Source organism: Streptomyces sp. NPDC054961 (assembly GCF_053609145.1).
Map to the genome: position 1 here is coordinate 63,658 of NZ_JBSGWY010000018.1, position 23,692 is coordinate 87,349.

At 72.9% G+C, this 23,692-nt stretch carries 28 protein-coding genes and 1 pseudogene; 17 read left to right on the top strand and 12 right to left on the bottom strand.

What is annotated here, in order from left to right:
• Positions 1-110: 110 nt before the first annotated feature.
• The gene (locus tag ACWF9Z_RS18120) at positions 111-746 is read right to left on the bottom strand and encodes a TetR/AcrR family transcriptional regulator (protein ID WP_453603233.1); all 636 of its coding nucleotides are present in this window, start codon (positions 744-746) and stop codon (positions 111-113) included.
• Positions 747-873: 127 nt separating this feature from the next.
• On the opposite strand from ACWF9Z_RS18120, the gene ACWF9Z_RS18125 reads away from it, so the two are divergent.
• Positions 874-1,812: an alpha/beta fold hydrolase gene (locus ACWF9Z_RS18125; protein ID WP_453603235.1), complete on the top strand. Its 939-nt coding sequence runs from the start codon at positions 874-876 to the stop codon at positions 1,810-1,812.
• A 53-nt stretch (positions 1,813-1,865) separates the two neighbouring features.
• Here the strand turns inward: ACWF9Z_RS18125 and ACWF9Z_RS18130 are convergent, their stop codons facing one another.
• Together ACWF9Z_RS18130 and ACWF9Z_RS18135 are read right to left on the bottom strand one after the other, a co-directional pair.
• The gene (locus ACWF9Z_RS18130) at positions 1,866-2,084 is read right to left on the bottom strand and encodes a hypothetical protein (protein WP_453603236.1); all 219 of its coding nucleotides are present in this window, start codon (positions 2,082-2,084) and stop codon (positions 1,866-1,868) included.
• Positions 2,062-2,364 (bottom strand): annotated as a pseudogene (locus ACWF9Z_RS18135) (SUMF1/EgtB/PvdO family nonheme iron enzyme); the annotation flags it as partial. The gene ACWF9Z_RS18130 and the pseudogene ACWF9Z_RS18135, both read right to left, overlap by 23 nt.
• Positions 2,365-2,454: 90 nt before the next feature.
• On the opposite strand from ACWF9Z_RS18135, the gene ACWF9Z_RS18140 reads away from it, so the two are divergent.
• Both ACWF9Z_RS18140 and ACWF9Z_RS18145 read left to right on the top strand, forming a co-directional pair.
• The gene (locus ACWF9Z_RS18140; protein ID WP_453603237.1) at positions 2,455-3,093 is read left to right on the top strand and encodes an SMI1/KNR4 family protein; all 639 of its coding nucleotides are present in this window, start codon (positions 2,455-2,457) and stop codon (positions 3,091-3,093) included.
• 85 nt (positions 3,094-3,178) lie between these two features.
• Positions 3,179-3,331 (top strand): hypothetical protein, encoded by a 153-nt coding sequence (locus ACWF9Z_RS18145; RefSeq protein WP_453603239.1) that lies wholly within the window; start codon positions 3,179-3,181, stop codon positions 3,329-3,331.
• 86 nt (positions 3,332-3,417) lie between these two features.
• On the opposite strand, the gene ACWF9Z_RS18150 is transcribed toward ACWF9Z_RS18145, so the two are convergent.
• Positions 3,418-4,050, bottom strand: coding sequence for a TetR/AcrR family transcriptional regulator (locus tag ACWF9Z_RS18150; protein ID WP_453603359.1), 633 nt, complete (start codon positions 4,048-4,050; stop codon positions 3,418-3,420).
• Positions 4,051-4,179: 129 nt separating this feature from the next.
• Between ACWF9Z_RS18150 and ACWF9Z_RS18155 the strand changes: the two genes are divergently transcribed.
• Positions 4,180-5,844, top strand: a complete 1,665-nt coding sequence (locus tag ACWF9Z_RS18155; protein WP_453603241.1) for an FAD-dependent monooxygenase — start codon at positions 4,180-4,182, stop codon at positions 5,842-5,844.
• Positions 5,845-5,918: 74 nt separating this feature from the next.
• Here ACWF9Z_RS18155 and ACWF9Z_RS18160 read toward each other — a convergent pair whose 3' ends face one another.
• Positions 5,919-6,377 (bottom strand): hypothetical protein, encoded by a 459-nt coding sequence (locus tag ACWF9Z_RS18160; RefSeq protein ID WP_453603242.1) that lies wholly within the window; start codon positions 6,375-6,377, stop codon positions 5,919-5,921.
• A 987-nt stretch (positions 6,378-7,364) separates the two neighbouring features.
• Here ACWF9Z_RS18160 and ACWF9Z_RS18165 point away from each other — a divergent pair.
• Together ACWF9Z_RS18165 and ACWF9Z_RS18170 are read left to right on the top strand one after the other, a co-directional pair.
• A complete protein-coding gene (locus ACWF9Z_RS18165) occupies positions 7,365-7,568 on the top strand; it encodes a cold-shock protein (protein ID WP_453603244.1) in 204 nt (67 codons plus the stop codon).
• Between the two features lie 305 nt (positions 7,569-7,873).
• Positions 7,874-9,403, top strand: a complete 1,530-nt coding sequence (locus ACWF9Z_RS18170) for a DEAD/DEAH box helicase (protein ID WP_453603245.1) — start codon at positions 7,874-7,876, stop codon at positions 9,401-9,403.
• A 149-nt stretch (positions 9,404-9,552) separates the two neighbouring features.
• Here ACWF9Z_RS18170 and ACWF9Z_RS18175 read toward each other — a convergent pair whose 3' ends face one another.
• A complete protein-coding gene (locus ACWF9Z_RS18175) occupies positions 9,553-9,912 on the bottom strand; it encodes a hypothetical protein (RefSeq protein ID WP_453603247.1) in 360 nt (119 codons plus the stop codon).
• A 260-nt stretch (positions 9,913-10,172) separates the two neighbouring features.
• Between ACWF9Z_RS18175 and ACWF9Z_RS18180 the strand changes: the two genes are divergently transcribed.
• The 3 genes from ACWF9Z_RS18180 to ACWF9Z_RS18190 all read left to right on the top strand — a co-directional run bounded on the left by ACWF9Z_RS18180 (position 10,173) and on the right by ACWF9Z_RS18190 (position 11,378).
• Positions 10,173-10,376 carry a cold-shock protein gene (locus ACWF9Z_RS18180; RefSeq protein ID WP_031142743.1) on the top strand — a complete coding sequence of 68 codons (204 nt, stop codon included), beginning with the start codon at positions 10,173-10,175 and terminating at the stop codon, positions 10,374-10,376.
• Between the two features lie 175 nt (positions 10,377-10,551).
• A complete protein-coding gene (locus tag ACWF9Z_RS18185) occupies positions 10,552-10,896 on the top strand; it encodes a MerR family transcriptional regulator (protein WP_453603249.1) in 345 nt (114 codons plus the stop codon).
• 122 nt (positions 10,897-11,018) lie between these two features.
• Positions 11,019-11,378, top strand: a complete 360-nt coding sequence (locus tag ACWF9Z_RS18190; protein ID WP_453603251.1) for a PRC-barrel domain containing protein — start codon at positions 11,019-11,021, stop codon at positions 11,376-11,378.
• Between the two features lie 133 nt (positions 11,379-11,511).
• Here the strand turns inward: ACWF9Z_RS18190 and ACWF9Z_RS18195 are convergent, their stop codons facing one another.
• Complete coding sequence (locus ACWF9Z_RS18195; protein ID WP_453603252.1) at positions 11,512-11,853, bottom strand: STAS domain-containing protein; 342 nt, start codon at positions 11,851-11,853, stop codon at positions 11,512-11,514.
• A gap of 310 nt (positions 11,854-12,163) precedes the next feature.
• On the opposite strand from ACWF9Z_RS18195, the gene ACWF9Z_RS18200 reads away from it, so the two are divergent.
• Positions 12,164-12,505 carry a MerR family transcriptional regulator gene (locus ACWF9Z_RS18200; protein ID WP_453603254.1) on the top strand — a complete coding sequence of 114 codons (342 nt, stop codon included), beginning with the start codon at positions 12,164-12,166 and terminating at the stop codon, positions 12,503-12,505.
• A gap of 234 nt (positions 12,506-12,739) precedes the next feature.
• Positions 12,740-14,056: a hypothetical protein gene (locus tag ACWF9Z_RS18205; protein WP_453603256.1), complete on the top strand. Its 1,317-nt coding sequence runs from the start codon at positions 12,740-12,742 to the stop codon at positions 14,054-14,056.
• A gap of 60 nt (positions 14,057-14,116) precedes the next feature.
• Here the strand turns inward: ACWF9Z_RS18205 and ACWF9Z_RS18210 are convergent, their stop codons facing one another.
• The gene (locus ACWF9Z_RS18210) at positions 14,117-14,977 is read right to left on the bottom strand and encodes a YhjD/YihY/BrkB family envelope integrity protein (protein WP_453603257.1); all 861 of its coding nucleotides are present in this window, start codon (positions 14,975-14,977) and stop codon (positions 14,117-14,119) included.
• Between the two features lie 177 nt (positions 14,978-15,154).
• Between ACWF9Z_RS18210 and ACWF9Z_RS18215 the strand changes: the two genes are divergently transcribed.
• The 4 genes from ACWF9Z_RS18215 to ACWF9Z_RS18230 all read left to right on the top strand — a co-directional run bounded on the left by ACWF9Z_RS18215 (position 15,155) and on the right by ACWF9Z_RS18230 (position 18,713).
• Positions 15,155-16,108 (top strand): DUF2254 family protein, encoded by a 954-nt coding sequence (locus tag ACWF9Z_RS18215; protein WP_453603259.1) that lies wholly within the window; start codon positions 15,155-15,157, stop codon positions 16,106-16,108.
• Positions 16,078-16,590: a DUF2254 family protein gene (locus ACWF9Z_RS18220; RefSeq protein WP_453603260.1), complete on the top strand. Its 513-nt coding sequence runs from the start codon at positions 16,078-16,080 to the stop codon at positions 16,588-16,590. Before ACWF9Z_RS18215 ends, ACWF9Z_RS18220 begins: the two co-directional genes overlap by 31 nt.
• A 282-nt stretch (positions 16,591-16,872) precedes the next feature.
• Positions 16,873-17,367, top strand: coding sequence for a potassium channel family protein (locus ACWF9Z_RS18225; protein WP_453603262.1), 495 nt, complete (start codon positions 16,873-16,875; stop codon positions 17,365-17,367).
• A complete protein-coding gene (locus ACWF9Z_RS18230) occupies positions 17,364-18,713 on the top strand; it encodes a chloride channel protein (protein WP_453603264.1) in 1,350 nt (449 codons plus the stop codon). The genes ACWF9Z_RS18225 and ACWF9Z_RS18230 overlap by 4 nt, the downstream gene beginning before the upstream one ends.
• 17 nt (positions 18,714-18,730) lie before the next feature.
• Here ACWF9Z_RS18230 and ACWF9Z_RS18235 read toward each other — a convergent pair whose 3' ends face one another.
• On the bottom strand, positions 18,731-19,153 hold the full coding sequence (locus ACWF9Z_RS18235) for a CBS domain-containing protein (RefSeq protein ID WP_453603266.1): 423 nt from the start codon (positions 19,151-19,153) through the stop codon (positions 18,731-18,733).
• A 363-nt stretch (positions 19,154-19,516) separates the two neighbouring features.
• Here ACWF9Z_RS18235 and ACWF9Z_RS18240 point away from each other — a divergent pair, with 363 nt between their 5' ends.
• A complete protein-coding gene (locus ACWF9Z_RS18240; protein ID WP_453603267.1) occupies positions 19,517-19,897 on the top strand; it encodes a DUF3040 domain-containing protein in 381 nt (126 codons plus the stop codon).
• A gap of 67 nt (positions 19,898-19,964) precedes the next feature.
• Here ACWF9Z_RS18240 and ACWF9Z_RS18245 read toward each other — a convergent pair whose 3' ends face one another.
• From ACWF9Z_RS18245 to ACWF9Z_RS18255, 3 genes are all read right to left on the bottom strand, one after another.
• Positions 19,965-21,155 carry a DNA polymerase III subunit beta family protein gene (locus tag ACWF9Z_RS18245; protein WP_453603269.1) on the bottom strand — a complete coding sequence of 397 codons (1,191 nt, stop codon included), beginning with the start codon at positions 21,153-21,155 and terminating at the stop codon, positions 19,965-19,967.
• A gap of 155 nt (positions 21,156-21,310) precedes the next feature.
• Positions 21,311-21,859 carry an NADPH-dependent FMN reductase gene (locus ACWF9Z_RS18250; RefSeq protein ID WP_453603271.1) on the bottom strand — a complete coding sequence of 183 codons (549 nt, stop codon included), beginning with the start codon at positions 21,857-21,859 and terminating at the stop codon, positions 21,311-21,313.
• A 4-nt stretch (positions 21,860-21,863) separates the two neighbouring features.
• Complete coding sequence (locus ACWF9Z_RS18255) at positions 21,864-22,475, bottom strand: TetR/AcrR family transcriptional regulator (protein WP_453603273.1); 612 nt, start codon at positions 22,473-22,475, stop codon at positions 21,864-21,866.
• Positions 22,476-22,602: 127 nt separating this feature from the next.
• Between ACWF9Z_RS18255 and ACWF9Z_RS18260 the strand changes: the two genes are divergently transcribed.
• A complete protein-coding gene (locus ACWF9Z_RS18260) occupies positions 22,603-23,547 on the top strand; it encodes an alpha/beta fold hydrolase (protein ID WP_453603274.1) in 945 nt (314 codons plus the stop codon).
• The last annotated feature ends 145 nt before the right edge of the window (positions 23,548-23,692 follow it).

The window sequence follows — 23,692 nt, forward strand, 5'->3', positions numbered from 1 at the left end:
ACCTTCGACGCAGAGCGCGCCGCCCTCCAGCAGGCCCGGGAACAGGTCAGCGCCGCGCCGATGCGCCGCTTCGTCGGCCCATGGGCCGTCTACGTCGCCGTCGCGGCACGTCAGTTGATCCCGCTCCGCCCCTCGGATGCCGGGGCAGTCGTGAAGATCCGGTCCAGGTGGTGGCGGAGCACGGCGATGGCGGATTCCGGGCTGCGCTGGCCCACGAGGATGCTGGTGCCCATCGTCGCCGTCATGGCCAGCAGGCTGATCGCCTCGGTGCGCGCGTCCGCCCCGGGGTCCGCGAGGCCGGACGCCTGGGCCTGTTCGAGGAGCCCGCACACCGCGTTCTCGGCGGCGTCGGGATCGTCGATGAACGGCTGGGCGGCCAGCGCCTCGTCGGTGACGGACAGGATCGAGTACGAGCTGTAGAGGAGATGGAAGGTGCGGCTCTCCTCGTCGGTCGGCAGCGAGGCCAGCAGCAGCGCCTCGATGGTCGCGCGCGGCCCCGGATCCGGACCCGCGGCGGCCAGACGGGCACCCACGCGCGCCGTGAAACGGGCGGTCAGGTGCTGCAGACCGTAGAAGAGGAGCTTCTCCTTGGTCTCGAAGTAGTACTGCACCAGCCGCAAAGACACCCCGGCCTCCGCGGCCACGTCCCGCATGCCCACCCCATGCAGCCCGCGCCGCCCCGCCACCTGGATGAGCGCCTCGGCGATCTGGGCCCGCCGCTCCTCGTGATCCACACGCTTCGGCATGTTCCCGTGTCTCCGCCTGTCGATAGTGGGTTCGCGGTCCGCTGCCCGAACCCCTTCATGGTACCGCCGTACCATATTGGTGGTACAGTCGTACCACGAAGAACGGATCTTCACAGGAGGTGCCGCCGTGCCCGAGAACACCGCCCGCGTACGCCGCGACGTCGGCCGCTACGTCAACGATGCCCTGCGCGACCGCTACTTCGCCGCCGCTGAAGTGCTCTACGCGATGGGGGCACCTGCCCGCTCCGAGACGGACGTCGAGACGAGCTTCGGCACCACCCACGTCTACCGGTACGGGCCCGCGGACCCCGCGGCCGAGTCCCGGACCCCGATCGTCCTGATCCACGGTGCGGGCTACAGCTCGGCGATGTGGTACCCGAACACCCCCGGGCTCAGCCTCGACCGCCCCGTCTACGCCCTCGACACCCCGGGCGACGCGAACCGCAGTATCCAGCGCGAGCCCATGTGGCAGCCCGAGCGCGCGGCCCAGTGGATGGACGAGGCCCTCGACGCGCTCGGCCTCGACAAGGTCCACCTCGTCGGCTCCTCCTACGGCGGCTGGCTCGTCCTCAACCAGGCCCACCGGCGCCCCGGCCGGCTCGCCTCGGTCACCGCGCTCGACCCCGGCGGCCTGGAGAAGGTCGGCCTGCGCTTCTTCGCCTGGGTCTTCGTGAGCCTGTTCGCCACCTTCGCCCCGAAGGCACTGCGCCCCCGGCTCGCCAAGTGGCTGGACCAGCCGGTGATCGCCGTCCCCGAGATGCGCAAGTGGATCCAGCTCGGCGCCCGCGCGTACCGGATCCGCCGCCCCGCACCCCTGCCGCTGGCCGAGGACGCGCTGCGGTCCATCCGGACCCCGCTCTACGTCATCATGGGCAAGCACAGCCTGCTCGTGCACCCGAAGCGGCAGCTGGAACGCGTACCGCGCCTCGTCCGCGGAGCCCGCGCCGAGATCATCACCGCGACCGGGCACGGCCCGCAGATCGACCACCCCGACGTGGTCAACGCCCGGATGCTCGCCTTCATGGAGGACGCCGATTCGCTCGAGCCGGCTGCGGTCGACTCGTAGGGCTGCGGCAGCGAGAGGCGGCGCCGGCGGCCCGCCCACCACAAAGCCCCAGGTCAACGACCTGGGGCTTCGTTTCGTCCGACCTCACTCGGCAACGCTCCGTACAGTCCGCACAGCTGCTCGTCCGGGTCGATCACCTGCACTCCGCGCTTCGCCAACTCGTTGGCAGGGAAGTCACCGAGGTTCCACGTGATGAGCACGCCGGCCCCGGCGGCCACCGCTGCCGCCGCGTGGTGCCGGTCGCCGGGGTCATCGCCCGGCATCTCGTCCACTGCCGCCCGCCCCCTGCGGCCGACGCCAGCAGGCACCCGGCACGTAGCTCCACCGCTGCCGCCGGTCGTCCAGGTCCACCGGACCGCGCGTCATCCGGAACACCAGCGCACCGGGCACGAGCCCTGCCGGATCGGCGCCCGGACAGTCGGCGGGATCGAGCTCCCGCTCGGCAACCGTCACGTACCCCGTCGCCTTCACGAACCGGCCGAACTCCGCGACGGTGACCGGATGCCCGTCCATCCGGAAGCCGTCGGCCGTCACCGGGTGGACCGGCCTCTCCTCGGGATGCCGTGCCTCACGCGCTCACGCGCACCGCGTAACGACGCGCACCACTAGGGTTGCTGACCACTGATCTCAAGGGGCTTCACCATGGGCATGCATCCCGACGTAGCGGTACTGCTCGATCTCGTGCCGGCGGACTTCGCGGGCGGAGAGCGGATCGACTGGGCCGCGGCCGAAGCCGCTCTGAGCGCCGAGCTGCCGAGTGACTACAAGGCCCTGCTGGACACGTACGGTGTGGGCGATCTGGGAGAGCTCGTCATCCTGCCCCCGCTTCCGAGTGACGTGCGCGGGTGGGAAAGGTGCCACATCGGAGACATGACGGTCGGCCTGCGCGGGCTCTGGGAGCAGGACGGAGGAGTCCCGGGCGTGACGCTGGGCGCCGACGCCGTGCTGCCCTGGGGTTCGGGAATGAACGCCAACGAGATGGGCTGGCTCATGAACGGCCCGGATCCGGACCGATGGCCCGTCATAGCCTGGCGCCGGCACCACGCGTGGGGCGAATCTCCGTGGGCCCTGTTCGACTGCACCATGGTCCAGTTCATCACCCGCATGATGCTGGGCCAGTTCGAGGCCTGCCCGCTCGGTGATGAGTCGCTGTGGAAGCAGACGGACACCTTCGTCAGCTGGCGAGAGCAGCATCGAAGGCTCCGGGCCGGCCTGGATCCTTCTACGGGCGAGCCGGATCCCTACGCCCACATGTACCCCGTCACCGATGACTGGCCCTGATCGGGACGGGAGCCAGAGGGTGGTCAGCGGGAGGGCGAGACCAGCCCCGCCCCGTAGGCGGCGATGACCACGTGCACCCGGTCCCGTGCACCCAGCTTGGAGAGCAGGCTGGAGCTGGCCGGACTCCGGCCCTCAGGAGAGAGCGCACTACGACCCGATGAGCGAGGCCCTCGGCGGCGCCGGGGTCGCCATCGTGCCGCTCAGCACGTCCCTCACCGCCCAGGCCGCCTGGGAGTGAGGGGGTGGGCGGGGACGCTCGCGGCGGCCGGCGCCCCGCTCCGGTCGGCCACCGGGCGCCGCGAGCCCCCTGCCCGGGGCGATCCGTCAGCGCGTCGCGAGAAGGGCGCGCTCCAGCGCGTCGAACGCGCCGTGCACGCGCGAGCGGTGGTCGTCAGCCACCTCGGCCGCGCGCTCGCCCGCGAGCAGGCGCCGGGCCGTGGTGACGTAGACGGACCGGTACGCGGCGACGGTCAGTGCCGCCGCGAGGCGGGGATCGGGGCCGTCACCCCCGGGGGCGGTCTCGGCCATCGCGTCCCCCAGCGCCTCCTCCACCTCCTCGACGCCCTCGCGCGCCCGCGCCCGCAGGGCGGGCGAGTCCAGCACGATGCGCCAGAAGTGCGGGAAGTCGTCGCTCACCGCCGCCAGCGGATGGCGCTGGTCGAGGAGTCGGAGCAGCAGGGCGCGCAGCGCGGCGAGCGGGGACCCGCCGGCGGGGCGGTCTCGTACCGCGGCCGCGAAGAGCTCGACGGCCTCGGGGATCCGGTCCAGGAAGAGGTCTTCCTTGCGGGGGAAGTGGTTGAAGACCGTCATCGTGGAGACATGAGCGGCCTTGGCGATCTCCGCCACGGTCACCTGGTCGAACCCGCGCGCCACGAACAGCATCGTCGCCTCGTCGGAGATCCGTTGCCGCGTCTCGCGCTTCTTGCGCGCGCGCAGGGTCAACGCCTCGTCGCCCATGCTCTCGCCCGCTCCCGCACCCGTCTCCACACCCATCTCCACAGCCTCGCGGGAGCCACGCTTCCCGGGTTCCTTCGTCACGGAAAACACTATAGCGACTCTAAAGTTTGAGTGACTATAGTGAAATCCATGAACTCGTACTCGTACTGTGACGTGGTGGTGGCCGGAGGCGGCCCGGTCGGACTGATGCTCGCCTGCGAGCTCCGGCTCGGTGGCGCGAGCGTGAGGGTCGTCGAGCGGCGCACCGCAGTGGATCAGACCATCAAGGCGGGGGCGATCAACACGCCGACCGCCGAGGCCTTCTACCGGCGCGGCATGCTGCCCGCGCTGGCCGAGGTGCAGCGGCGTTCCGCCGAGCGGTTCCAGGCGTTCGTACGCGAACAGCGGGCGAAGCAGACGGACGGGCGGCCTCCGCGCTCGCCTTCCGAGTTCGTCGGGCACTTCGGCGGGATCATGCTGCGCGGGGAGCTCGTGGACGCGACCGACCCGGACCTGCGCGGCGCCGGTCCCGCCGGGGACGTCAGCCTCGTACCGCAGCAGGAGATCGAGCGCGTGCTCGCCGAGCGCGCCCGGGAACTCGGCGTCGAGGTGAGCGGCGGCACGGAGCTGACCGGGTTCGACGCGGACGTGGACGGGGTCGAGGTCCGCGTGGTCCGCGTGGCCGACGGGACGGGCGAGGCCGTACGGGCGGGCTGGCTCGTGGGGTGCGACGGGGGCCGCAGCACGGTCCGCAAGCTCGCCGGGTTCTCCTTCCCCGGCACGGATCCGCAGATCACCGGCCACCAGGCGCTCGTCGAGATGACCGGGGCCGAAGCCCTCCGGCCCGGCTGGCACCACACGGACACCGGGACGTACGTCCACGGGCCGATGCCCGGTCGCATCCTCACGGTCGAGTTCGACGGGCCGCCGGCCGACCGGGAAGCGGCCGTCACCGCCGAGGAGTTGCAGGCGAGCCTGCGGCACGTCTCCGGGACGGAGGTGACGGTCACCGGGGTGCGCACCGCCACCCGCTTCACCGACAACGCGCGCCAGGCGGCCGACTACCGCGCGGGCCGGGTCCTCCTGGCGGGCGACGCCGCGCACGTCCACTCTCCGTTCGGCGGCCAGGGGCTGAACCTCGGCATCGGGGACGCGATGAACCTCGGCTGGAAACTCGCGGCGGTCGTACGCGGCCGGGCACCGGAAGGGCTGCTGGACACCTACACGGCCGAACGGCACCCGATCGGGGCCTGGGTCCTCGCATGGACCCGGGCGCAGATCGCGCTGATGCGGCCCGAACCGCAAGCCCGCGCCCTGCGCGACGTCGTCGCCGAGCTGACGGAGTCCGTCGCCGGCACCACCTACCTCGCCAAGAAGATCTCCGGCGTCTGGCAGCGGTACGACCTTCCCGGCAGCCATCCGCTGGTCGGCCGCAGCGCCCCGGACCTGGAACTCGCCGACGGGACGCGCCTCGCGGACCTGCTCCACGACGGGCGGGCCCTGCTGCTCGACCTCGCCGACGACGCCGGGGCCAGGGCGCACGCCGAGGGATACGGGGAGCGGGTGCGCGTCGTCACCGCCGTCTGCCCCGGCAGACCGGAGCTGGCCGGCCTGCTCGTACGCCCGGACGGAATCGTTGCCTGGGCGTGCGACGCGGGGGGCGTGGGGGGTGCGGGGGCCGCGACGGAAGCGGCGGAAGCGGCGGACACCCGGGACGCGGCGGACACCGGGGACGAGCTCGCGGAGGTCCTGCCGCGGTGGTTCGGGGCGCCGGGCCGCGCGGGGCGGACGAGCGCGACGGCCGTGGCCTGTTGAGGTGACCCCTCCGTGCGGACGGGGGCAGCGCGAAGGGCCGGGAGGGGCCCCGGCCCTTCGCCCGCTCCCGGCCGTCAGTCCTTGACCATCGGAACGGTGATGCTGACGTCCTTGCCGGACGTGTACTCGGTGTGGTCCCACACCGACATGTGGCTCTTGTCCTGCAGCCTCAACTGCAGGACCTCGCTCGCGTTGTTCCACGAGTAGGAGAAGAACCGGAAATTTCTGTTCGGGGAGGACTGGACCTCACTCGGGCGCGATCCCCAGCTGCAGTCACGCGTCGTGTCGGCCTTGCAGGTCGACCAGGCCTTCGCGTAAAGCTGACAGTCCTCTCCCTGCCACATGTCGATACGGCTCAGCCTGTCGTCGGACGAACGCCACCTGCCCGCGAACGGGCTCGCGACGCACGAGGCGGATGCGTCCGCCGCCGAGGTGAGGGTGAACGCGACCGAGAGGGGCAGCGCCAGGGCGGCCGTCACGAGCAGGGCCGTGACCCGGGGCAGGGGGCTGCGGGCACAAGAAACGGGGGGCATCGTGAACCTCCGGTAGCGGGTGGCAGCACGGGGCAGCACGCGGGCGCGCGACGCGTCCAGCCGGACCGATGGGCTCTCTGGCCCGATCCGTCAGGACCTGGGACTTGGCCTGGGCCTTTGAAGGAAACCCGCCGAATTCCTTTGACGGTCTCGACGACGGCCTCGATCGCCGTCCGGCCCGAGACCGGTTACTCGGCCTCCCCCGGCCGAGCATCACGCATTCAGGCCTGCACCGACACTGGTTTCCCCCACCTATTCCAGACCAGCACCACCAGGCCGTGATCGCAAGTCGGAGAACCGAATTTCGCACACCATTCAATGGTAAATGCGATCCAAAGTAGACCGGTCAACGAGTTCCCCGAAAAGCGAGAGCTCGCGGCTTTCCACCGCGATTCCATGCGGCCATTGCGAGAAGCCACGCCGGACCTGAAGGGGTGGACGCCGGGCGGGCCCCCGGCACGGAGGGGGTGTGCTCCGTACCCCGGGGCGGACCGCGCGGTGCGCGTTCGCGACACCTCCGCGCCTCCGCCTCCCCCGCCTCCCCCGGACCTGCGCACCGAATCGCCGGCTTCCCCACCCCGGCGATCGCCACCAGCGCGGCCTGCGCGGTGGCGCGGCCGGGCCGCGCCCGGCGGCCAGCTGGCGGACGGCCCGCTTCCGCGTCCTCGCCTCCGAAACGCACAAACGCTGCACCGGAGGTGAATAAATATCTATACCGGCGGTCTGAGAATTTAATGGATCTCGCGAGGAGAGTTTTTACCGGCAGCGCGCAGGGCGGAAACAGTTCACCCGCACAAGCCCCTGCGGCGTGCTAGTGTCGATGTCAGTTGCAGTTTTGGTACCCAAAAACTTCAAGCGCCTCCAGTCGGCCTTCGGCCCTGGAAGCGCTTCGTATTTCCCGGGTCATTTTCCGGGCGGGGCATCATCGCGGCGACACGGTATCCGTACAGTGCGGACGCCGTTGCATTGCCCCAAAGGAGATTTGACATGGCAGCTGGCACCGTGAAGTGGTTCAACTCGGAAAAGGGCTTCGGCTTCATCGAGCAGGACGGTGGCGGCGCTGACGTGTTCGCCCACTACTCGAACATCGCCGCCCAGGGCTTCCGCGAGCTTCAGGAAGGCCAGAAGGTCACCTTCGACATCGCGCAGGGCCAGAAGGGCCCGACGGCCGAGAACATCGTTCCCGCCTAAGTCTGACGCGCCTTACGCAGCTGGGGCCCGCATCCCTCGGGGTGCGGGCCCCAGCTGTGCGCGTTTCCCGTAGTGGTTCCGCCTACGGGAGCAAGCACACCGGGGACACGGCCTCCGCGGAGCCGGACCCGTCGACGACGGACGCGGTTCCCGGGACATCACGCGTTGCAGCGCCCGCGCCGACGCGGATCCGCCGTGCGCCCCACTTCGCTTTCGTATTCCGTCCGGCCCGTTCTCGCGATTCCCCGCGCTGCTCTTCCGCTGCGGGAATTCCTTGATACGTGCCGTATCAAGGAAGGTTCTCCATGAACCCCACGCGTTCCAACGACCGCTCCTCCCGTACCCGCGGCCGCAGTGGCGGTCCCGCTTTCGGATCCGGCGCGGAGCGGGGCAGCCGATTCGGTTCGTCCGCCCCGAGCCGCTCCGGTGGCCCCAGCCGCTCCGGTGGCCCGAGCCGCTCGGGCGGCGGGTACGGCCGTCGGCCGGCCGCGGTCCAGGGTGAGTTCGCCCTGCCGAAGACGATCACTCCCGCGCTGCCCGCGGTCGAGGCGTTCGCCGACCTCGACATGCCCGAGCAGCTGCTGGCCGCACTCGGCAGCCAGGGGGTGTCGGTGCCGTTCCCGATCCAGGGCGCGACGCTCCCCAACACCCTCGCGGGCCGTGACGTCCTGGGCCGCGGCCGCACCGGTTCCGGCAAGACCCTCGCCTTCGGCCTGGCCCTGCTGGCGCGCACGGCCGGACAGCGCGCCGAGTCCCGCCAGCCCCTGGCGCTGATCCTGGTCCCCACCCGCGAGCTCGCGCAGCAGGTCACCGACGCCCTGACCCCGTACGCCCGCGCCGTGAGGCTGCGCCTGACCACCGTCGTCGGCGGCATGCCCATCGGCCGCCAGGCCAGCGCGCTGCGCAACGGCGCGGAGGTCGTCGTCGCGACGCCGGGGCGGCTGAAGGACCTCATCGACCGGGGTGACTGCCGGCTGAACCAGGTCGGCATCACCGTTCTCGACGAGGCCGACCAGATGGCGGACATGGGCTTCATGCCCCAGGTCACCGCCCTGCTCGACCAGGTGCGCCCGGAGGGCCAGCGGATGCTGTTCTCCGCCACCCTGGACCGCAACGTCGACCTCCTGGTCCGCCGCTACCTCACCGACCCGGTCGTCCACTCCGTGGACCCGTCCGCGGGCGCGGTCACCACGATGGAACACCACGTCCTGCACGTCCACGGCGCCGACAAGCACCGCACGACCACGGAGATCGCCGCCCGCGACGGCCGCGTGATCATGTTCCTGGACACCAAGCACGCCGTCGACCGGCTGACGCAGGACCTCCTCGACAACGGCGTCCGCGCCGCCGCACTGCACGGCGGGAAGTCCCAGCCGCAGCGCACCCGGACCCTGGCGCAGTTCAAGACCGGACACGTCACCGTGCTCGTCGCCACGAACGTCGCCGCGCGCGGCATCCACGTCGACAACCTCGACCTCGTCGTCAACGTGGACCCGCCGACCGACCACAAGGACTACCTCCACCGCGGCGGCCGCACCGCCCGCGCCGGCGAGTCCGGCAGCGTCGTCACCCTGGTGACGCCCCACCAGCGCCGCGACATGACCCGCCTCATGGCGGCCGCCGGCATCGTGCCCCAGACCACCCAGGTCCGCGCCGGCGACGAGGCCCTCCACCGCATCACCGGCGCCCAGGCCCCCTCCGGCATCCCCGTCACCATCACCGCCCCCGCCTCCGAGCGCCCCAAGCGCAGCGCCTCCTCCCGCGGCCGCCGCAGCCCCGCCTCGGCCGCCCGGCGCGTGAACGCGCGGCAGTCCGGCTTCAACGCGGCGGCCTAGCAGCGGGCGGTGGCCGTCTGACGGTCCGGCCGTCCGGCCGTCCGGCCGTCCGGCGGTCACGAGCCGGCACCCGCACGGCAAGGAGGACCCGACCGGCACGCCGGTCGGGTCCTTCCGTCCGTCGGCGGGATGCTCCAGGCATCCGCGGGTCAGTGGTCGGAGTAGCTGAAGTCGCCCACGGTCCAGGCGCTGACGTCGGCGATCGAGACGCGGTACATCCCGCCCGTCTCCGGGATGCCCACGGTTCCCTGGAGGATGCGGGCCACGTGGAAGTGCAGATGGGTGGGCGGCCCCTCCCGGCGGGGCGTGTCCGTGAAGGTGGCGGAGAACTCGCCCAGGCGGGCGGAGGCCGTCAGGACCTCCGACACCCGCTGCCTCCACACGGCTTCAGGAGCCAGTCGACCGGTGATGACAGTGCCGCCGGTGACCACGGTCAGGGACATCTGGTTGCTCTGCTCGGACTCCACCAGAGTGGCGACGTCGACGAGCAGCTCGTCAGGCTTCGACATGGGAGCCGATTCTATGCACGGCCCGTCCCGCCACGCGCGGACGACCACGGACGACGGCGTCCGTCCGTGCCGCGTGCTCATTCCCTCTGGTGACGGGGTGTTGTGGGCGTGTAGCGTCTGCGTCAGCTGTCGTGGTTCGGAAGTTCCCTTGCCCACGCCTGGGGCGTGGGTGTTTTGCTGTGCTGTGCCGCAGGGACCAGGGCGATCACCTCCGCTTTCCGCGTGGTGCGGGAAGCGTTCATCGACTGGAAGGCATGAACATGGCTACGGGAACCGTGAAGTGGTTCAACGCTGAAAAGGGCTTCGGCTTCATCGCGCAGGACGGTGGCGGCCCGGACGTCTTCGCCCACTACTCCGCGATCAACGCCTCGGGCTTCCGCGAGCTCCAGGAGGGCCAGGTCGTGACGTTCGACGTCACCCAGGGCCAGAAGGGCCCCCAGGCGGAGAACATCACCCCCGCCTGACCCTTCCCTCCCGCAGAACCGCTCAGGGCCGCGCAGCACCAGCCGCGCGGCCCTGACGCGCGTCCGGGTGCGGGGCCGACGCAGCGCCAGGGCCGGGAGATGGTGTAGAAGTTCCTTCGGTGCCTTGGTGCCGTACGGTGCCGGGGCCCTCCCTGCGTTCCACGAGAGAGGTGCAATGACAGCAGACGACTCGTTCGACCGTCTCGACGACGATGACTACCCCGCCTACACCATGGGCCGGGCCGCGGACATGCTCCACACGACCCAGGCCTTCCTGCGCGCCCTGGGCGAAGCCCGCCTCATCACCCCGCTGCGCTCCGAGGGCGGCCACCGCCGCTACTCCCGCTACCAGTTGCGCATCGCCGCCCGAGCACGCGAACTCGTCGACCAGGGCACCCCCATCGAGGCCGCCTGCCGCATCATCATCCTCGAGGACCAGCTCGAAGAGGCCCAGCGCCTCAACGCCGAGTACCGCCGCGCCGCCGATGCGTCCGCCCGGCCGGCCCCGTCCTCGGCCTGAGGCGAACGTGCTCCGCGGGCCCGGTTGCGCGGCGCGCACCGGGGCATGCGCGGGGAACGTTGCGAGCCGGTGGTGGCGCTGAGGCCGCCGTGCCCGGTTCCCCAGGATGAGGAGACGGGTCTGTGAGCAGTGTGTGGATGTACGCGCAGGACAGCGGCTACGCGTCCGGGCAGTCGCTGGTGGGTTTCACCGTGGAGGCCGCTGACGGGGTCATCGGGCACGTGGACCGCCAGCAGGACCAGGTCGGCATGCGGCACCTGGTGGTCGACACCGGTGTGTGGGTGTTCGGCAAGAGCGTCCTGATCCCGGCCGGGGCCGTCACCGGCATCGACACCGAAGCGCGGACGGTGACGGTCTCGGGGACGCAGGAGGAGATCAAGGCCGCGCCCCGGTTCACCACCGACAGCGAAACGGCCGAACACGGCTACCTCTCCGCGGTCGGCGACTACTACCTCTCCCTGCGCCGCCCCCTCGCGCCCTGACCCTCAGCCCGCCCCGCCGCCGATCCGGAGCGTGGCCGGTGCGGGTGCGCGCAGCAGCCACCGGCGTGGTCCCCGGCCGGCTCCGGCCGGTCGAAGAGGCCGGCGCCGCCGCACACCCCGGAAGAGGGGCGGGCTAGTCCAGCGGGAAGAGGGGCAGGGCGCCGGTGATCTCCAGGAGCCGGTGGAGCTGGGGGTTGAGGGCCGCCAGCCGGATGACGGTGCCGGACTCCTGCGCCGTGCGCCGCGCGGTGAGGAGGGCGTTGAGCGCCGAGGAGTCGCAGAAGGTGAGACGGCTGCAGTCGATCACCACGGCCTTGGCCGGCGAGGCGTGGGCGAGGGCCTCGGTGAGGGCGCGCTGCAGGACCGGCGCCGTCTCGATGTCGAGTTCGCCGATGGGCCTGACCGCGACGGTGCGGTCCAGGACCTCCACGATGATGTTCTTGCCGTCGGCCTCACGAGGAGGGCGTTCGACCATGGGTGGATCACTCCTTGGATGTACGGGCGCGGCCCCGCGGCCCGGTCGGCCGGTCGGGCCGGGGACCGCGGGTCACGTGTCGTGCTGGTCGTGCGTGTCCTCGCGGAGATCGTAGGCGGAGCGGGTCGCGGCGTGGGCGGGTCCGGCGGCCCCGGCGTCGAACCACCCCCCCCCCGTACGCGGATACGGGCCATGCTCGACCCCGATTACCTCCTCGTCAAACACGTGAAAATCTACCTTGGCCACAGTAGACAATCAGCGTCGGCATGGCTATGGTTTCTCTCGTGGCCGAGCTCGAGCATGAGGTGAGATGACAGCGGACGCCTCGTACGACCGTCTCGACGACGATGACTACCCCGCCTACACCATGGGCCGGGCCGCGGACATGCTCGGCGCCACCCAGGCCTTCCTGCGCGCCCTCGGTGAAGCGCGCCTCATCACCCCGCTGCGCTCCGAGGGCGGCCACCGCCGCTACTCCCGCTACCAGTTGCGCATCGCCGCCCGGGCGCGCGAACTCGTCGACCAGGGCACCCCCATCGAGGCCGCCTGCCGCATCATCATCCTCGAGGACCAGCTCGAAGAGGCCCAGCGCCTCAACGCCGCGTACCGCCGCGCGAGCGGGACGCGCCAGCCGCCGGCCGCCGCCGTGTGAGACCGCCGGCGGCTTCGTCGACGGGCCCCGGTTCGCGGGGACCCGAGGGCGACGCCACGCGGCAGACCGCACCGCCAGACCGCACCCGCCAGACCGCGTCCGGGGCCGATCAGCGCAGTTCAGATGCCACGCGGGCGGGTCACACGGTGAGAGCAACCGAACGCGCACAACCGGCGACGGCGTGTGTCCAATGGGCTGTATCGGGTTTTCGCGTCCATCGTCCACGGGAGTGCCATGCGTCTGCCGTCCGATCCGCCCGACGACGTACCCCCGCCGCGCCGGAAGGGTCCGGGCCGTGCCGGGCGGGTGGCGATGAGCGCGGTCTCGGCCGTGCTGATCACGCTCACGTGCATCCTCGTGCCCGTCTCCCTGCTCACGGTCTGGGTGCACGACATCGTGCTGGACACCGACCGCTACGTGTCCACCGTCTCCCCGCTCGCCTCGAACCCGGCGATCGAGGCCGCCGCCGTCCACCGCATCACGGAGGCGGCCGACGTCCGGGTCGACGGCGCCGAGGTCGCCTCGGACCTGGCGAAGTGGCTGGAGTCCCAGGGGCTGCCGCCCCGCGTCGGCACGGCGGTCAAGGCGCTGGGGCCGCAGCTGGACTCGGCCGCGGACACGGCCGTCTCCAAGGTGGCGACCCGGTTCGTCGAGAGCGACCGGTTCGAGACCGTCTGGACCACCGCGAACCGCGTCGCCCACTCCGCGGTGGTGCACGCGCTGACCGGCACGGGCCGCGGCGCGGTGGGCGTCGAGGGCGGCACCGTCACCCTCGACGTCGGCGCGGCCGTGGAGAAGGTCAAGGAAGACCTCGTGCACGCCGGCCTGTCCCCGGCCGAGAAGATCCCCGAGGTCAACAAGCAGATGGTGCTCTTCCAGTCGGACGAGCTGTCGAAGGTCAGGGGCGCGGCCCACCTCCTCGACGTCGTCGGCAACTGGATGCCCGTGCTCACCGTGGTCCTCGGCGCCGTCGGAGTGCTGCTCGCCCGGCGCCGCCGCCGGGCCCTGGTGGCCACGGCGCTCGGCGCCGCCGGCGCCTGTCTCCTCTTCGCCATCGCGCTGGTCGTCGTGCGCCACTACTACCTCGACCACCTCCCCGCGGAGGTCCAGTCCCCGGCGGCGGCAGCGGCGGTCTTCGACACCCTGGTGCGGTTCCTGAAGGTGAGCATCCGCACCGCGCTGGTCCTCGGGGTCGTCGTGGCGCTCGGCGCCTACCTCTCCGGCGCCGGCCGGCTGCCGCGCGGCGTGCGCGGCCGCGCCGAGCGCGCGGCCGACTCCGCCGCCGGATGGGGCGCCGGCCACGGCGTGCACACCGGGCGGGTCGGTACGTGGGTACTGGCCCGTCGGGGCCTGCTCACCATCGGCGCCCTGCTCGTCCTCGCGCTCGTGTTCGCGCTGTGGAACCACCCGACGGTGCTCACCGTCCTGCTCCTGGTCCTCGTCCTGCTCGCCGTGCTCGCCGTGCTCGCCCTGCTGGCGGCCGGCGGCCGCGTCCCGCAGGCGGGGCAGACCGGGCCGGACGGCCGGACGGGCCGGCCCGAGGAGCGGTGAGCGGGAAACGGGGAACCTCCGCTCCCCGCCGCCCTGTCACCCCGTCACCCCGTCACCCCGTCATCCCGTCACGGGCCTCGGAGGGTCCGGGGGTGTCCGGAGCCAGGCGGCCGGGAGGGGCTCGTGGGCCACCACGTACCCGACGGCGAGGGCGAGGGTGATGACGATGAAGAACATGATGAGCCAGGACAGCAGGACGAAGACCGAGCCGAGGCCGCCGTACTGCTCCATGCTGCGCTCGACGGCATGGGGCATGTAGAGCCGCGATCCCGCGGTCAGGAACTGCTCGCCGAACCCGGCCAGCACCGCACCGGGCAGCAGGGGCAGCCACGGGACGCGGCCACCGAGCAGCAGGTGCGGCGTCCACCACCACAGCAGGGTGCCGCTGACCACCGCGAGGGCGAAACCGCCGACCCGGCCGGTGCCGAAGGCCGTCTGCACCAGCCCCTGGAACAGCAGGGCGACCAGCCAGACGGCGAGCCAGGCCAGCCAGCGCCACGCGGCGACCCGGGCCTTGGCCTTGGGCAGGTGCCAGCAGCGCTCGCACGTCTTCTGCAGGGCGCGGCTGCACGCGGTGGCGGACAGCAGCGTCACCACGACCCCCACGCCGCCCGTGCTCGCCAGGACCGTGGTGTCGGAGGCGGAGTACATCGCCCGCACCTGGTCCAGTGCGGCGTCCCGCAGGCCCAGCGTCGTCCGGATGGACGAGACGAGCTGGCCCTGGAGCCAGTCGGGAGCGAGGGCCGCGATGACGAAGATGGCCGGCAGGGCGCCGAGGAAGGCCTGGGCTGCCAGCCTGGTCGCGCAGTCCAGGACCCTGACCGTCGCGAGCTGGTCCAGGAGCCGGCCGAGCAGCGGGGTGTGCTTGCGCATCCAGCCGGGGACGGCACGAAAGCGAGGTCCGGCCTCCGGTTCGGGCACGGCGGAACTCCTCGGGGCGCGGTCCTCGGCGGCTGCGGCCACCCTTCCCCGAGAACAATGACGGAATTGCCCCTATATTCGGCATTTCGCCACTCGGTCCCGCCGCTCTCGTGATTGCATCTCCAACCAGCGCCGCGACCACGTCCACAGGGAAACAGGGCGCGTTGAGGAGGCTGGATGTCCGGCTCGGCCGATGTCCCCGCGCGGCTCGGCTCCGAGGCGCGGCACCAGCGGGGCGCGCTGTTCCAGCGGCCCACGCGCGCGCTGCGCAGGGACCTGTCCCAGCTCGTCTGCGCCGCCGCCGGACTGGCGCTGGGGCTCCTCGTCCCGAGGCTCCCGGTGGGGCCGCGGGTGGAGTCCGGACAGGTGGCGTCCCTGCTGTTCACCATCGGCTTCGGGGTCATCGGCCTGGTGAGCATCATCTACTCGATGCTGTTCCTCGTCGTGCAGTTCTCCGCCAGCACCTTCACCCCGCGCCTGGGCCTCTTCCGCGACGAGCCGATCGTCTGGCGCGCGTTCGCCTTCACCATCGGGGTGTTCGTCTACAGCATCACCGCGGGGCTGGCCATCGGTGGCGCGAGCGGAACCGTCTCGGTCGTCGTCCCCCTCGTCGCCATGCTGCTCACCCTGGTCTCGCTCGCCCTCATGCGGACGCTCCAGATGAAGGCGTTCGACTCCATCCAGCTCGCCCACGCGCTGACCGCGATCGTCACCCGCGCGCACCGGCTGTTCGACACCCTGTACGTGCGGCCGTACGATCCGCGCCGGGCCGCCGCGGCGCCTCTCCCGACGACTGGCGCCGCCGTGCTGCGCTGGCAGGGGCCGGTGGCCGTGCTCCAGCAGGTCGAGGGGGGGGGGGGGGGGGGCGGGGGCCGCCCCCCCCCCCCCCCAGGGGAGCGGGGCCGGGGCCCCCCCCCCGCCGCCGGGGCCGGGGCGGGGCGGGGCGGGCGGGCCCGGCCTCCCCGCTGGCTGGGGGCGCGGGGGGGGGGGGGTGGGGGGGGGGGGGGGGGGGGTGGGGGCTGGGGGGGGGGGGGGGGGGGGGGGGCGCCCCCCGGCCCCACGACTGCTCGATCGCGCTGCGCGTCGCCCCGGGACAGGCCGTGTCGCAGGGCAGGGCGCTCGCCGACGTGACGGGCGGCCCCCTGCCGGAACGGGTGCTGCGCGACCACATGGTGACGGGGCTGGAGCGCACCTTCCACCAGGATCCGCAACTGCCCTTCCGCCTGCTCGTCGACATCGCGCTACGGGCCCTCTCCCCGGCCGTCAACGATCCGGCCACGGCCGTGGACTGCCTGGACCGCCTGGAGGACCTGCTGACCCGCCTCGCCGGACGGGACCTGGACGTCGGCCACTTCGCCGACGACGACGGCGCGTTGCGGGTGACGGTCCCGGTGCCCGACTGGGAGCAGTACGTTCGGACCGCCGTCGACGACCTCGTCATCGCCGCCACCAGCTCCCCGATGGCACTGCGCAGGATGCGCACCCTGCTGGCCAGGCTGGTGGAACAGAGCCCGGAGGGCCGCCGCGGAGTCCTGCGGGACCGGCTGCGGTGGGTCGACCGGACGGGGAGCGACGCCTCTCCGCTGACCTGGGAGGACCCCGCGGACGGTTAGGCCGTCCCATCGGGATCGTGCCGGGCCCGCCCTTTCCGATCGTGCCGGGCCCGCCCTGCCCGGTCGCCCGGCGCCCGCCCGCAGGGCCCGCCCGGGAAGCGTCGCCGGAGTGCGGGCCGATCGGACCGGTGCTGCAATGGGTGGAGCGCTCCGCCCGCCGGTGGAGGCGCGGGAACCGCCCGGCCGTCTGTGAGGAGTGGTCATGAGCGACGCAGCGGGAGCCGGGTGAACGTGGCGGGCAACCCGTGGCCGTCGCCTGAGCCGGGCCGCCGTCACCGCCGCGTGCTGGCGGGGTCCCTGCTCCGCTCGGTGGCCTCGGTCGTCGTACTCACCGCGCTGTACTACATGATCCCGCTGGACCGCGGCCTCGACGCCCTGACCCTCACCCTGCTGCTCCTCGGCCTGTTCCTCTTCGGCGGCCTGGCCGCGTGGCAGATCGCCCGCATCTCCCATGCGGAGCATCCGCGGCTGTGCGCCCTCGAATCCCTGGCCACCGCGGTGCCGCTGTTCCTGGTGCTGTTCTCCTCCGCGTACTTCCTGCTCGCGCAGGAGGTGCCGGCGTCGTTCACGGAGCCGGTGAACCGGACCGACGCGCTGTACTTCACCGTCACGGTGTTCGCGACCGTGGGGTTCGGGGACATCGCACCCGTCACCCAGGTCGCCCGGGTGCTGACGACCTCGCAGATGGTCGCCGATCTGGTCGTGGTGGGAGTGATCGCCAAAGCCCTGTTCGGCGCGGTCCGGATCGGGATGCGCAGACGAGGGGAGGACCCATGAGCGCGCCGCGTACGCGATCCGACCCGTCGGACGGCGGGTCCCAGCCGCAAGAAGCGGTCGTGCTGAGGCACTTGCTGCGCAGTCCCGGCTATCTCAAGGCGCTCGCCTTCTGTGCCCTGATCGGCATACCGGTGTCCCTCGTCGCCTTCTGGTTCCTCGTCCTGTTGCACGAACTGGAACACGCGCTGTGGGCGGACCTGCCCCACGCCCTGGGCTGGGACGCCCCGCCCTGGTGGTGGCCCTTCCCCCTGCTGCTCGTCGCCGGCGTCGGGGTCGGCCTGATCGCCACCCGCCTGCCCGGGGCCGGCGGCCACGCCCCCGTCTCCGGACTGGACGACTCGGGACCCCCCTCGTCACGCGCGCTGCCCGGCGTCCTCCTCGCGGCGTTGGCGAGCCTGCCCTTCGGCGCGGTCCTGGGACCGGAGGCCCCGCTGATCGCCCTGGGCGGCGGCCTGGCCCTGGTGTTCCGCAACCTCGCGCAGGTGCCGGCGACCGCCCGGAGCGCCGTCCTGCTGGGCACGGCCGGAGCGGCGGCGGCCGTGTCCGCGATCTTCGGCAACCCGCTGATCGCCGCGGTGCTCCTCATGGAGGTCGCGGGGGTGGGCGGGCCGCAGCTGTTCGCGGTCATGCTCCCCGCCCTGCTCTCCAGCGGGGTCGGGGCCCTGGTGTTCACCGGACTCGGCCGCTGGACCGGCCTGGCGACGGGCAACCTCTCCCTGAAACTGTCCGGACCGCTCCCCCGCCTGGATCTCGCCGACGTGCTCTGGGCGCTGGCCATCGCCGTGGCCCTCGCCGCGGTCCTGCACCCGCTGCTGGCCGGAGCCCGGCTGATCGCCTCGTACGTCGCGGCGCGGCCGCTGGTTCGGACCCTGCTGTGCGCCCTCGGCGCCGCCGCCTGCGCCGCGCTCTACGCGCTGATCACGGACCGCTCGCCCGTGCAGGTCGCCTCGTCCGGCCAGTCCACGCTCGCCGGACTGGCCGCCGACCCGCACGCGTGGGGGGTCGGGGCGCTGCTCGCCGTCCTGCTGTTCAAGGGCGCGGCCTACGCGCTCTGCCTCGGCAGCCTGCGCGGCGGCCCCGTGTTCCCGGCGCTCTTCCTCGGCGCCGCGGCGGGCGTCCTGCTCGCGCCGCTGCCGGGCTTGGGCGTCGTCCCGGCCATGGCGGCGGGCATGGCCGCGGCCACGGTCATCGCGCTGCGGCTGCCGGTGAGCAGCGTGCTGCTCGTGGTCCTGCTGCTGGGCAGCGCCGCGATGATGCCCGTGGTGATCCTGGCGGCCGTGGTCGCCTTCGTCATCACCGAGCTGCTCCCGATCGGGACGGTCCGGGAGCCCGAGGGCGCGCTCTGATGCTCTGAGGCGGGGCCTCAGTGGCCGGGCTCCGCGGCCGAGATGGCCGCGAGGGCCGAGCCCGGGTCCCGTTCGACCTCGAGGTCCCCCAGGGTGACCACACCGACGAGTTCGCCCGCCTCGGTCTGTACGGGGAGGCGGCGCAGTGCGTGCCGGCGCATGAGGTCGATGGCCTGCTCGACGTGGTCGTCGGGCCGCACCGTGAGCGGGTCCGTGCTGCAGATCGCGTGCACCGTGGTGTCGGCGAGATCGCGGTTCTCGGCCACGGCCCGGATGACGAGGTCCCGGTCGGTCAGGATGCCGCGGAGCCGTCCCTCGTCGACGACGAGGACGTCGCCGATGCCGGCGTCGCGCATGACGCGCGCGGCTTCCGCCAGTGAGGTGAGCTTCTCGACGGTCACCGGGTTCCCGGTCATCACTTCGTGGACCTGTCGGGTCATGATTCCTCCCTGCGCAGGAAGCGGACCAGAACCTCCTGATGCCGTGCGGGCCGGGAGGCGGGCCGGGCCACCTCGCGGGGACCCGCCACCTCCCGTACCGGGCGTCTTACCGTTGCGGCGGTCGCCAAACCCGACGGGAGGGGCGCGTGTCGCGCAAGGGGTCTCCGGCGGTGTGAGCGGAGCCCCACGGGGTAGACGTAAAGGACACCCCACGCCATGGGAGGCAGCCACGATCGCCGCCCCGGCTCACGCCGGGGGCGACGACCGCGCCGTCCAGGGGGCCTCCCGCGCGCGGGATCGGCACGGCGCCGGAGCGGCCGGTACCGTGCCCCCGCGCACTTCGCACGCTAGCGAGGACCTGCCATGGACGGCCCGGAGCTTTCCCACCAGGAGCGCATGATCCTCGAGGACATCGAGGGCGGACTGCGCACGGACGAACTCCTCGACCGGCGCCTCCGTACGCTGAGCCGTGGCCTCAGACCGTGGACCGGCGCCTGGAACAGCGCCCTCGACCACCGCTTGGGCCTCTGCACATCCCTGCTCGCCGTCGCCTGCGCCGCGCTCTTCGTCCGCGCCGCGGTGTCGACGTCGCCGGACTCCCTCTGGCTCTTCGCCGCGCTGTGGGTCCCCACGGCGCTCTGCCTGCTCCGGCTGATGTGCCGGTGGGGCCGCGAACGGATGGTGACGGTCCTGGCCGCGCGCGAACGGCCGGAGCCCCCGGTGCCGGGCGCCTCGTCCGTCTAGGCCGTCCCGGGCCGGGCCGTCCCGGGCTAGGGCGTCCCGGGCTCGAGGACCGTCCCCCCGCCCGCGCTCAGTGCTCGTTCTCCAGGTGGACGGGCATCAGCAGCGAGAACGTGTCCTCGGTGTCGGTCCGGCGGACGGCCAGGGGCGCCTTGGGGGCACCGAACTCGAGCTCCAGCCGGTCCCGGCCTCCCGCGGCGAGGGCCTGCAACAGGTACGCGCGGTTGACGGCGACGCGGCTACGGCCCGCACCGCCCTCCCCCACCGCTCCCGGCGCGTCCCCGGCGCCTCGTCCGTCCCCGTCCCCGTCCCCGTCCCCGTCCCCGCAGACGGTCACCGAACCGTCGGCGGCCACCTCGAGCAGGCTGAGGTCGTAGGACGCGCCGTCCTGCTCGCGCACCTCGCTCGCGCGGACGGGACCGCTCTCCAGCGCCTCCCGCAGGGCCGGGACGTCGACGGGGGCGCGGCGCCCGGCCGGCAGGCGGACGAGGCGGCGGTAGTCGGGGAATTCGTGGCCGAGGCACTGGCCGGCCGCCTGCCGGTCCCCGGTCTCCAGGCCGACCCGGTCGCCGTCCACGGTGATGCGGACGGAGCCGTCGTCGCCCAGCAGCGCCCGCATCGCGTCGGCGAGCGGGGACGGCACGACGACCTGCACCCGGGGCCCGTCGTGGCCGGTGGTGCCGGCCAGCGCGACGGCCATCCGGTACCGGTCGGTGGCCACGACGCGGAGCGCCTGGCCGTCGAAGTCGAACAGGACACCGGCGAGCATCGGCAGCTCCGGGTCGCTGCCCGCGGCGAAGCGGACGGCGTCCAGCGCGGCGGCCAGCCCGGCCGCGGAGACCGCCACCCGGACGGGCGCGGAGGGGGAGGCGTCGGCGGACGCCGCGGCGGCATCGGCGGAACGGATCACGGTCATGGGGTTCTCCCTGCATTCGAGTAGCGCTCGGAGCGCGGAGAACTCACCGCGGGCATCGGACAGCCCCCGGCCGAGACGGCGCAGATGCGCCTCGAGCAGCTTGAGCACCAGGTCGGTGTCCGCACCGGACCAGCCGGCCAGGACCAGCCGGATGTCCGCCAAGGGCATCCCCGCCCGGCGCAGCCGGGCCAGCACCCGGGCCTCTTCGAGCTGCCCGGGTCCGTACCAGCGGTAGCCGCTCACCGGGTCCACCCAGGCCGGGACCAGCACGCCCGCGCCGTCGTAGAACCGCAGGGCGCTCACGCTCAGTCCGCAGTCCCGGGCCATCTCGCCGATGCTGCGCATGTCGTTCTCCACACCCGGAACCCTGAGCCCTCCACCAGGTCGAGGGTCAACCCCGGCCGGGCCGCGTGTCCGCGGGCCCCGCCGCCGGAAGCCCTACGGGGCCACGTGGCCACGACACCACGAGGTCACGAGGCCACGCGTCACGAGGCCGCGCGTCACGAGGCCGCGGACGAGGGGGCCGCCAGGAGGGCGAGGGCCGCGGCGAGCTGCTCCCGGACGGCGGCGTCGCTGATGATGCCGTCGGCGCCGACCATGCCGCGGTCCACCGGGATCCGCAGGCACGCCGGCTCCACGATGGCGGCGCCGGTGTAGCCGAGGACCGTCCGCAGCGTGTCCTCCGCGCCCTGGCCGCGTCCGGGGGCGGCCGCGTTCACCCAGGCCACGGGCTTGTCGCAGATCTCCGTGCCGCCGACCGTCCAGTCCAGCAGGTTCTTGAAGGAGCCCGGCAGGGTGCCCGCGTACTCCGGCGCGCAGATCAGGATCCCGGACGCCTCGCCGATCGCCGCGCGCAGCGCGGCCACGGGGGCCGGGAGCGGGTCGCCGTCGTCGTCGGGGTTGAAGTGCGGGAGCTCCGCCAGCCCGTCGTACCGGACGGTCCGCACCGGCGCGGGGGCCGCGGCCCCCGCGGTGCGCAGCACGGACTCGTGGGAGGAGCCGGCCCGCAGGCTCCCCGACAGCAGCAGGATCACCGGAGGCGTGGACATGCGCTCAATGTAGCGAGGTCCTGAAGATCCGGTCCAGGTGGTGGCGGAGCACGGCGATGGCGGATTCCGGGCTGCGCTGGCCCACGAGGATGCTGGTGCCCATGGCCGCCGTCATGGCCAGCAGGCTGATCGCCTCGGTGCGCGCGTCCGCCCCGGGGTCCGCGAGGCCGGACGCCTGGGCCTGTTCGAGGAGCCCGCACACCGCGTTCTCGGCGGCGTCGGGACCGTCGATGAACGGCTGGGCGGCCAGCGCCTCGTCGGTGACGGACAGGATCGAGTACGAGCTGTAGAGGAGATGGAAGGTGCGGCTCTCCTCGTCGGTCGGCAGCGAGGCCAGCAGCAGCGCCTCGATGGTCGCGCGCGGCCCCGGATCCGGACCCGCGGCGGCCAGACGGGCACCCACGCGCGCCGTGAAACGGGCGGTCAGGTGCTGCAGACCGTAGAAGAGGAGCTTCTCCTTGGTCTCGAAGTAGTACTGCACCAGCCGCAAAGACACCCCGGCCTCCGCGGCCACGTCCCGCATGCCCACCGCATGCAGCCCGCGCCGCCCCGCCACCTGGATGAGCGCCTCGGCGATCTGGGCCCGCCGCTCCTCGTGATCCACACGCTTCGGCATGTACCGGCGCCTCCGCCCCTCGCTCTGGGTTCGCTGCCCGGCGTCGCCGGACCTTTTTCATGGTACCGACGTACCAACACCATGGTACGGTCGTATCACGAAGAACGGATCTTCCCGGAGGTGCCCCGTGCCCGAGAACACGACCCGTCCGCGCCGCGACATCGGCCGTTACGTGAGCGACGAGCTGCGCGAGCGCTACTTCGCCGCCTGCGACACCGTCTACGCGATGGGCGCGCCCGCCCGCTCCGAGACGGACGTCGAGACCAGCTTCGGCACCACCCACGTCTACCGGTACGGGCCCACGGACCCCGCCGCCGAGTCCCGCACGCCGGTGGTCCTGATCCACGGCTCCGGCGGCTGCTCCGCGCAGTGGTACCCCAACACCCGGGCCCTCAGCGCCGAACGCCCCGTCTACGCCCTCGACACCCCCGGCGACCCCGGCCGCAGCGTCCAGCGCGAGCCGATGTGGCAGCCCGAGCGCGCGGCCCAGTGGATGGACGAGGCCCTCGACGCGCTCGGCCTCGACAAGGTCCACCTCGTCGGCTCCTCCTACGGCGGCTGGCTGGTCATCAACCAGACGCACCTGCGCCCGGGCCGGCTCGCCTCGGTGACCGCCCTCGACCCGGGCGGCCTGGAGAAGGTGGGTCTGCGCTTCTTCGTCTGGATCTTCGCCAGCCTCTTCGCGACCTTCGCCCCCAAGGCGCTGCGGCCCCGGCTGGCGTCCTGGCTGGAGCAGCCCGTGGTCGTCGTTCCCGAACTGCGCGCGTGGATCCAGGCGGGTGTCCGCGCCTTCCGGATCCGGCGCCCCGCCCCGCTGCCGCTGTCGGACGCCGAACTGGGCTCGATCCGGACGCCGTTCTACCTGATCATGGGCAAGCGCAGCCTGCTCGTGCACCCGAAGCGCCAGCTGGAGCGGGTGCCGCGGCTGATCCCCGGCGCGCGCGCCGAGATCGTCGCCGCCACGGGCCACGGCCCGCAGATCGACCACCCCGACATGGTCAACGCCCGGATGCTCGCCTTCATGGAGGACATCGACTCGCTCGAGCCGGCCACGGCGGCGACCGACGCGTAGGTCCGGGGCCCGGACCGGCCCTCAGACCACGACCAAGGCCACCGCCGCCGCGCCCCAGAGCGCGGCGGGGGGGGGGGTGGGCCGGGGGCCGGGGTGGCCCCCCCCCCAATTGCGGGGCCCCACCCCCCCCCCCGCCCCCCCCCCC

Bases quoted from the DNA above. Each gene is read 5' to 3' on its own strand.
- ACWF9Z_RS18120 (WP_453603233.1), bottom strand. From the start codon at position 746: ATGCCGAAGCGTGTGGATCACGAGGAGCGGCGGGCCCAGATCGCCGAG.
- ACWF9Z_RS18140 (WP_453603237.1), top strand. From the start codon at position 2,455: ATGGGCATGCATCCCGACGTAGCGGTACTGCTCGATCTCGTGCCGGCG.
- ACWF9Z_RS18150 (WP_453603359.1), bottom strand. From the start codon at position 4,050: ATGGGCGACGAGGCGTTGACCCTGCGCGCGCGCAAGAAGCGCGAGACG.
- ACWF9Z_RS18155 (WP_453603241.1), top strand. From the start codon at position 4,180: ATGAACTCGTACTCGTACTGTGACGTGGTGGTGGCCGGAGGCGGCCCG.
- ACWF9Z_RS18160 (WP_453603242.1), bottom strand. From the start codon at position 6,377: ATGCCCCCCGTTTCTTGTGCCCGCAGCCCCCTGCCCCGGGTCACGGCC.
- ACWF9Z_RS18165 (WP_453603244.1), top strand. From the start codon at position 7,365: ATGGCAGCTGGCACCGTGAAGTGGTTCAACTCGGAAAAGGGCTTCGGC.
- ACWF9Z_RS18170 (WP_453603245.1), top strand. From the start codon at position 7,874: ATGAACCCCACGCGTTCCAACGACCGCTCCTCCCGTACCCGCGGCCGC.
- ACWF9Z_RS18175 (WP_453603247.1), bottom strand. From the start codon at position 9,912: ATGTCGAAGCCTGACGAGCTGCTCGTCGACGTCGCCACTCTGGTGGAG.
- ACWF9Z_RS18180 (WP_031142743.1), top strand. From the start codon at position 10,173: ATGGCTACGGGAACCGTGAAGTGGTTCAACGCTGAAAAGGGCTTCGGC.
- ACWF9Z_RS18185 (WP_453603249.1), top strand. From the start codon at position 10,552: ATGACAGCAGACGACTCGTTCGACCGTCTCGACGACGATGACTACCCC.
- ACWF9Z_RS18195 (WP_453603252.1), bottom strand. From the start codon at position 11,853: ATGGTCGAACGCCCTCCTCGTGAGGCCGACGGCAAGAACATCATCGTG.
- ACWF9Z_RS18200 (WP_453603254.1), top strand. From the start codon at position 12,164: ATGACAGCGGACGCCTCGTACGACCGTCTCGACGACGATGACTACCCC.
- ACWF9Z_RS18205 (WP_453603256.1), top strand. From the start codon at position 12,740: ATGCGTCTGCCGTCCGATCCGCCCGACGACGTACCCCCGCCGCGCCGG.
- ACWF9Z_RS18215 (WP_453603259.1), top strand. From the start codon at position 15,155: ATGTCCGGCTCGGCCGATGTCCCCGCGCGGCTCGGCTCCGAGGCGCGG.
- ACWF9Z_RS18230 (WP_453603264.1), top strand. From the start codon at position 17,364: ATGAGCGCGCCGCGTACGCGATCCGACCCGTCGGACGGCGGGTCCCAG.
- ACWF9Z_RS18235 (WP_453603266.1), bottom strand. From the start codon at position 19,153: ATGACCCGACAGGTCCACGAAGTGATGACCGGGAACCCGGTGACCGTC.
- ACWF9Z_RS18240 (WP_453603267.1), top strand. From the start codon at position 19,517: ATGGACGGCCCGGAGCTTTCCCACCAGGAGCGCATGATCCTCGAGGAC.
- ACWF9Z_RS18245 (WP_453603269.1), bottom strand. From the start codon at position 21,155: ATGCGCAGCATCGGCGAGATGGCCCGGGACTGCGGACTGAGCGTGAGC.
- ACWF9Z_RS18250 (WP_453603271.1), bottom strand. From the start codon at position 21,859: ATGTCCACGCCTCCGGTGATCCTGCTGCTGTCGGGGAGCCTGCGGGCC.
- ACWF9Z_RS18255 (WP_453603273.1), bottom strand. From the start codon at position 22,475: ATGCCGAAGCGTGTGGATCACGAGGAGCGGCGGGCCCAGATCGCCGAG.